Here is a 6,071-nt window from a genome sequence, read left to right as displayed (position 1 = left end):
TGTCACTGTTTCAGGGCGAGCGGTTGGTGAATTTCGGACAAATGGCGGCAGCATCCTTTGTCGGAATGATGCCGATCTATCTCATTGCCTTCTTTTTTCAGAAATATCTCGTCGGTGGCCTGACACAGGGCAGCATCAAATAAGCCGATTTCCACGGGAGGACGACCTATGGTCTCTATCAACATCCAAAAGCTCGAAAAACACTATGGCAAAGTGAAAGCTCTGCACGGTCTCGATCTCGTCATCGAAGATGGGGAATTCATTGTCCTCGTTGGCCCATCCGGCTGTGGCAAATCAACCTTACTGCGCTGTGTGGCGGGTCTGAACCCGATTTCGTCCGGCGATATTTTGTTTGATGGCAGACCCGTTGGGCACCTGCCGCCACAGGAACGCGACCTGTCGATGGTGTTTCAAAACTATGCGCTCTACCCGCATCTCACGGTCGCTCAAAACCTCGCATTCGGCCTCAAGGTGCGCAAAATGCGCCCCGCTGAGATCGAAGAGCGCGTGACATGGGCGGCAGAGATCCTTGGGATCACGCCCTATCTGGATCGCCGCCCCAGAGCGCTTTCGGGCGGGCAGCGTCAGCGGGTTGCGATGGGGCGCGCCATGGTCAAACATTCCAACGCTTTTCTGTTCGATGAGCCGCTGTCCAACCTTGACGCACAGTTGCGCGTGCAAATGCGCAAAGAAATTCGCGCGCTGCAACAGCGCATTGGCGTGACGTCGATTTATGTGACCCATGATCAGGTCGAGGCGATGACCATGGGGGACCGCATCGTCGTGATGAAAGACGGGCGGATCGAACAGGTCGGCTCGCCTGCGGAGCTTTACGCGCGCCCCAAAAACCGTTTCGTTGCGGGTTTCATCGGATCACCGCAGATGAGTTTTGTGGACGCACATGCCGACGGGCACACTTTAAGACTGTCAGATGGGACGGAACTGACCAGCGCCACATCGGCGCAGGGGCCTGTCACGCTTGGCATACGTCCCGAGCATTTCCTGGACCACAGCTCGGACACCAATGCCCTCACGCTCAAGGTGGAAAACCAACAGGTTGTCGGCACATCAACAAGCTACTTTGCCCGTCTGTCAGGTCATGAGATTGAGGTGATCCGCCAAGGCAGTGATCTGTCACAGCCCGCAACCCTGTCGCTTGGCGTCCGACCTGAGAACATCATGGTCTTTGACCCAACGGGGCAAAGCCTGAGGGGCCGTATCTGAGGGGCTGTACCTCAACCACATAAAAACGCCCCTGCCATTACAGCAGGGGCGTTTTCATTTTTGGGATCTGACCTTTTATTCTGGATAGGTGCGCACGGGTTTCAGGTCAATCGCATGGCCTGTGCCGGATTCGAGGATCACCTTCAGCTGTGGTTCGCTGTCGAGGTAATAAAACTCGATGGTCTCCCCAATACGTCCCCCCATCAGCATCTTGGCCCCAGCCGCATCCATGTCCTTTTTGAACTGATCCGCAGCACCCTGTCCGCGCTTCATCACGGCGACATGGTGCAGGCCTTCGCCATGCTCCTCAAGCCACTCTTTGTAGATCGAGTCGCCTTCAAGCGGTTGGATCAGCTCGTAACACATGTCCCCGACCATCACTTCGGCACAGAGCATCGAATAGGTCGCGGGCTTGCCATGCAGATGCGTGTCATGCAGCACCGGCGCGGTGTGTTCGTAGACGTTCCACGGCCCCCAGCCCAGAAGCTGGTGATACATTTTCATCGTCGCATCCAGATCGCGCACGACGACACCGATCTGAGTGATTTTGGTTTCATCGGACATTCCTATCTCCTCCTTTGGAATGAATATGCGGGTGGGGGATTATCCCCGACCCATTTTGCGGGTGATGGCATCCAGAGCCACGGCGATCACAACGATCGCGCCCGTGACCACCTGTTGCAGGTAGACATCGACACCCCCCAGAACGATCACATTGCCAAGGACCGCAATGATCGCCGCCCCCAAAAGCGCGCCCCAGATCGTGCCAATGCCGCCCGTGGTGGCGATCCCACCGATCACCGGCGCGGCAATCGACGGCAAAAGCCACGACTGGCCCATCGACGCCTGTGCCGACACCAGACGGAAGCACAACAGCATCCCGGCCAGCCCCGCCAAAGACCCCGCCACAGCATAGGCGGTGATGCGCACGCGTTGCTCGTGAATGCCAATGATTTTGGCGGCTTCGCGGCTATTGCCAACCGCATACAGACGCCGACCATAGACTGTTTTTGTGGTCAGAAACAAAATGACGGCAAACGCGCCGATCATAATGTAAACGGGCACAGGAATGCCCATCAACGACCCGCCGCCCAGCACGGTCACCTCTTTTGGCAATCCGACAATGGTGCGGCCCTTGGTGATCCAGAGGTTCAGCCCGGAATAGACGCTGAGCATACCGATGGTCACCACGAGTGAGTTGAGGTTGAACATGGTGATGATCGTGCCATTCACCGCCCCCGCAATGGCCCCGACAGCCAGTCCCGCCGCGATGGCCAGAGAGGGATCAAGCTGTGCGTCCACCAGCAACTTTGTGCAGACGATCCCGGAAAGACCGGCAATCGCGCCGATGGACACATCAATATCGCCGAGCAAAAGCAACATCCCCTGCGCAATGGCCACAATCCCGATAAAGGCGAGATCGCGGGAAATGATCGTCATGTTGTAGCTGGATAAAAACTCCGGCGCGACAATGGCCGCGACCACACAGATCACCACGAATGCGATCAGAACGCCCACGATCTGTCCGCCCCCTTGGAGATTCAGACCGCGCCTCTGTTTCATGTTTACGAGCCCGTCAGACATGAGCTTTCTCCTTGGTTGTGGCAGGCGCATGAATGGCGTCGCCCGTATTGATAATCGAGGACAACAAGCGCTCCTCGCTCAAATCCTCGGCTGCAATTTCCGCGTTGATCCGGCCGTCATAGAGGCTCAGCACACGGTTGCTGCATTTCAGAAGTTCTTCGATTTCCGATGAGATCAGGACCACGGCGATCTGTTGGTCCTCGGCCACACGTTGCATAAGACGGTAAATTTCGTCCTTGGCATTGACGTCGATGCCGCGTGTTGGTTCGTCGAAAATCATCACCCTTGGGTTCGCCATCAACCCGCGACCGATCAGCACCTTTTGTTGGTTGCCTCCGCTCAGGTTCATGATTTTTGTCTCAGATGAGGCGGTCTTGACCCGGTAATCCTCAATGATCTGCGACGTGGCCGCAGCCTCGCGCGCGTTGGACACGACACCGAGCCGAGCAACATCGCGCAACAGCCCCGCGCCCACATTCTGGCGCACCGACATATGTGGGAAAATTCCATGGGCTTTGCGTTCTTCAGACAGGTACATCACACCTTTGGCAATCGCCCGTCCGGGCGTCCCAAAGACCCAAGGTTCGTCATCGAACCAGGCCTGCCCCGCCGAGGGCTTGCGCATTCCAAATAGGGTTTGCAACACCTCTGAGCGCCCAGCCCCGACGAGCCCGGCAAATCCGAGGATTTCGCCAGCATGCAGATCAAAGGAAATATCCGTGAACTCGGGACCACAAAGTCCCTCGACCCGAAACAGCCGCGTCCCACGCGCGGTGCGCGGACGATACAGCGTGCTCAGATCCATGTCCTTGCCGGTCATTTTGCTGACAATCCAAGCCTCAGAGACGTCTTCGCCATCGGAATTCCCGACCACACATCCATTGCGCAACACCGACACGACGGAATGCAGGCGCATCACCTCATCCAGTCGATGGGTGATAAAAACAATGGCTGTGCCGCGCGCCTGCAAATCCTCAACGATTGCGAAGAGCCGTTCGATTTCCGTCGCGGTCAGAGACGCGGTGGGTTCATCAAGGATCAAAATATCAGACCGTCGGCTGGCCAACGCGCGCGCAATTTGCAAAAGCTGTTTTTCCGCAACCGAGATGTCGCGCACCATATCCCCCGGCGCGCAGGTCATTTTCAGATCGTCGAGAAAAGGCTGAGCCGCCGCATCAAGGGCTTTGCGCCGGTAAATCGTACCGTTTTTCAGCGGCAAGAACATGTTCTCCGCAACGGTCATATGCTCAAACAGGTTCAGCTCCTGCGGCACATATCCAATGGCGGGCGGGGTCTCGCCCTCAAAATGCAGATCGCCCTCATCAGGTCGGTAAATCCCGGTCAAAACTTTGACCAGCGTGCTTTTCCCCGCCCCGTTTTCGCCAACGATGCAATGGACCTCTCCGCGCTCGAACCGAAGGTCCACCGCGTCCAAAGCAACAACTCCGGGAAAGCGCTTGGTGATCCCGCGGGCTTCTAAAAGACTCATGTCGGTCCTCCTTGTGACTGATGGCCGGGGCACCCAATCGCATGCCCCGGTTTGCGTTCGTGTCTCAGGGAAGCGCTCTAAAAGCCGTCGATGTTTCCGTCTGCGACCATGTCCGGGGTCATGTAGCCGATGCCCGTGTCGATCCAGGACGGCGTTTCCACCCCCATGTTCTGAAGCATCAGGGCAATGGTGGACCATTCACCGATCATCCGTGGCCGCGTTGCAATCGACAGATCAAGCACACCATCACGCATCAGTTCCTGAAGCTGTGGCACATCGTCGATCCCGACGAACTGCACGTCACCGACCCGCCCAGCTTCGCGCAGCGCCAAGCCAACGCCCACCGGACCCGCAGCATCCACAACGGCAATGGCATCCAGGTCGCCATTGGCGGACAGCATCCGCGCGGCTTCGGTTTGGGCCTTTTGCACATCATCATAGTCGAAGCCTTCATCAACGATCTCGACATCCGGGTATTGTGCGAACAGGTCCTTGAGCGCGTCATAGCGGTCGGCATGGGCGGAATTGGTCGGCACGCCGTGCAGGATCGCGATCTTACCCTTGTTGTCGATCCGCTTCAGAAGCTCTTCCCCCAAAATCCGGCCCTGATCGTAGAAATCATTGGAGATATAGGTGAATTGCGACCCCTGCGGTGCGGTGGAGACGAAAAGCACCACCGGAATGCCGCGATCCCGTGCCTCATTGAGGATCGGCATGCTGGCGTTAACGTCGATGGCATCAATCGCGATACCGTCGGGTTTTGTCGCAATCGCACGTTCCAAAAGCGTGTTTTGCTCAACCAGATCGGCCTGTGCCGGGGCCTGATAGTCGATGGTGATCTTTGTTCCAAGCTGCGCGCTCAACTGCTCTGCGGAATCCGCGGCCGCATCATGCACAATATCGAACCAAGCCTGTGCCAAAATCGGGATCATGACAAAACGGTATTCGTCCTTGATCTCCGGGCGCGCCTCCTGCGCTGACACACTTGTCGCCCCTAAGGCAACAGCACATGCAGCGGCCAAAAGGCCTCGGGTAAATTTGTTCATAGTTTCCTCCCATTTGTGAACACGCTTGCTTCCGCGTTCTTCCGTTTCAGCCTTTCTCCTCCAGAAAAGCCGCCGACACACCCGTCCAACTTTCATAGTCGACCTTGAGTTCGTTATTTATTTCACAAATGTTATTTATATTACTCCACCTGTCAAGCACCATTCTGCACCGCGATGAGACAGCGGCGCCACCCGCAGAAAGCGGGAACTCATTTGAGGGTAAAGCTGCGCGCAGGTTCCCGAAGGCCCGCGTTTACTCGCCTCCAATATCGCGATAATCCTGAAGTGGAACGGGCTTCACCGGCAAATGGGCATTGAAATACCCCGAAGCCTCGATCGACGCCTTTCGCACCTCGGCAACACGCGCAGCAACCGTTGCCTCGCAATAGCGCCCCTGACAGGGCCCCATGCCGCTGCGGCATTCCAGTTTCACGGCGCTTGCCGATTGAATGAAAGGGTTGTTTTGCAGTGTTTTTTCGATTTTCCCGTTGCGGACGGTCTCGCACCGGCAGATCACAGTCTCCTCCTGTCGAGACAATTCGGCCAACGCAGCGCGGCGCGGCGCGAACATCGCTTGCATCACGCCCGCGAAGCGCGCGGAGCCGGTGAGGCGCCGTCTGGCCTGTGCAAGCGCAACAGGGGGGATGGTCGCACCAAGCGACGCCGCAATCGTCAGCCCCGCCATATGGCCCTCAGCCCAGGCCCGCTCGGCTCCGGCCACGCCTGTC

General features: G+C 57.4%; 6 protein-coding genes. 1 reads left to right on the top strand and 5 read right to left on the bottom strand.

Annotated elements, in window-relative coordinates:
- Positions 1-168 precede the first annotated feature (168 nt).
- A complete protein-coding gene (locus tag ACN0X0_RS23005; protein ID WP_107719773.1) occupies positions 169-1,224 on the top strand; it encodes an ABC transporter ATP-binding protein in 1,056 nt (351 codons plus the stop codon).
- A 75-nt stretch (positions 1,225-1,299) separates the two neighbouring features.
- Here ACN0X0_RS23005 and ACN0X0_RS23000 read toward each other — a convergent pair whose 3' ends face one another.
- The 5 genes from ACN0X0_RS23000 to ACN0X0_RS22980 all read right to left on the bottom strand — a co-directional run.
- Positions 1,300-1,788: a VOC family protein gene (locus tag ACN0X0_RS23000; protein ID WP_107719774.1), complete on the bottom strand. Its 489-nt coding sequence runs from the start codon at positions 1,786-1,788 to the stop codon at positions 1,300-1,302.
- A 39-nt stretch (positions 1,789-1,827) separates the two neighbouring features.
- Positions 1,828-2,808, bottom strand: coding sequence for an ABC transporter permease (locus ACN0X0_RS22995; RefSeq protein ID WP_339695899.1), 981 nt, complete (start codon positions 2,806-2,808; stop codon positions 1,828-1,830).
- A complete protein-coding gene (locus ACN0X0_RS22990) occupies positions 2,801-4,297 on the bottom strand; it encodes a sugar ABC transporter ATP-binding protein (protein WP_159075226.1) in 1,497 nt (498 codons plus the stop codon). Before ACN0X0_RS22990 ends, ACN0X0_RS22995 begins: the two co-directional genes overlap by 8 nt.
- A 77-nt stretch (positions 4,298-4,374) precedes the next feature.
- Entirely contained in the window at positions 4,375-5,343 is a 969-nt protein-coding gene (locus ACN0X0_RS22985; RefSeq protein WP_159075227.1) for a substrate-binding domain-containing protein, read from the bottom strand.
- Between the two features lie 253 nt (positions 5,344-5,596).
- Positions 5,597-6,071: (2Fe-2S)-binding protein (locus tag ACN0X0_RS22980; RefSeq protein ID WP_417281138.1), on the bottom strand; the 475-nt coding region annotated here is incomplete at its 5' end.

The sequence above is a fragment of the Celeribacter sp. genome, from assembly GCF_048270365.1.
Taxonomy (GTDB): Bacteria; Pseudomonadota; Alphaproteobacteria; order Rhodobacterales; family Rhodobacteraceae; genus Celeribacter.
This window is presented reverse-complemented; position numbering and strand designations above follow the sequence as displayed.